The 426-nt window shown below is 64.3% G+C and carries 1 protein-coding gene; it reads right to left on the reverse strand.

Annotated elements, in window-relative coordinates:
- A partial coding sequence (locus NQ014_RS10820; protein ID WP_257075341.1) for an NAD(P)/FAD-dependent oxidoreductase occupies positions 1-426 on the reverse strand: 426 nt, incomplete at both ends.

Consider the following 426-nt stretch of genomic DNA (forward strand, 5'->3'; position numbering starts at 1 on the left):
TCCTCGATCAGCAGGTCGGTGACCTTCTGCTGGAAGCGCACTTCGGCGCCGAGGGCAATCATGTCCTGACGCATCTGCTCGACCATGCCGGTGAGGCGGAAGGTGCCGATGTGCGGTTTGTTGATGTACAGGATCTCGTCCGGCGCACCGGCCTTGACGAACTCTTCCAGCACCTTGCGGCCGTGGTGCTGCGGGTCCTTGATCTGGCTGTACAGCTTGCCGTCGGAGAAGGTACCGGCGCCGCCTTCGCCGAACTGCACGTTGGACTCGGGGTTGAGCACGCTCTTGCGCCACAGGCCCCAGGTGTCCTTGGTGCGCTGACGTACTTCCTTGCCGCGCTCGAGGATGATCGGCTTGAAGCCCATCTGTGCCAGCAACAGGCCGGCGAAGATGCCGCACGGGCCGAAGCCGACCACGATCGGGCGC

The organism is Corynebacterium sp. 5QC2CO (assembly GCF_024580435.1).
GTDB classification, from domain to species: domain Bacteria; phylum Actinomycetota; class Actinomycetes; order Mycobacteriales; family Mycobacteriaceae; genus Corynebacterium; species Corynebacterium jeikeium_D.